Source organism: Salifodinibacter halophilus (genome assembly GCA_012999515.1).
GTDB classification, from domain to species: Bacteria; Pseudomonadota; Gammaproteobacteria; order Nevskiales; family Salinisphaeraceae; genus Salifodinibacter; species Salifodinibacter halophilus.
Genome location: JABEEB010000758.1, coordinates 1 through 235, shown reverse-complemented (window position 1 = coordinate 235; position 235 = coordinate 1). Strand labels below are relative to the sequence as shown.

At 66.0% G+C, this 235-nt stretch carries 1 protein-coding gene; it reads right to left on the bottom strand.

What is annotated here, in order from left to right; all coding sequences use genetic code 11:
- On the bottom strand, window positions 1-219 hold a 219-nt coding region (locus HKX41_13615), incomplete at its 3' end, for an ABC transporter ATP-binding protein (protein ID NNC25171.1).
- Between the last annotated feature and the right edge of the window lie 16 nt (window positions 220-235).

The window sequence follows — 235 nt, the reverse complement described above, 5'->3', positions numbered from 1 at the left end:
TACCAACGCCGGGGTAAGCAGCGCCGAGGTCGGACGGTGAGCCTTGGCCGCGTCAATGATCCAGCCGGTGGCCACCGGCACCGTCAGATCAAGCAGAGACGCCGCCGTGATCACCACGATTGCCCCGATGAAGTAGCCGCGCACTCCGCGAGCTGCCCGGTGGACCTCCTGGCGAACCTGGGCGGCAGTGGCGAGTGGCAATGAACGAGGGGTACTCATGACAGCATCTCCCGGT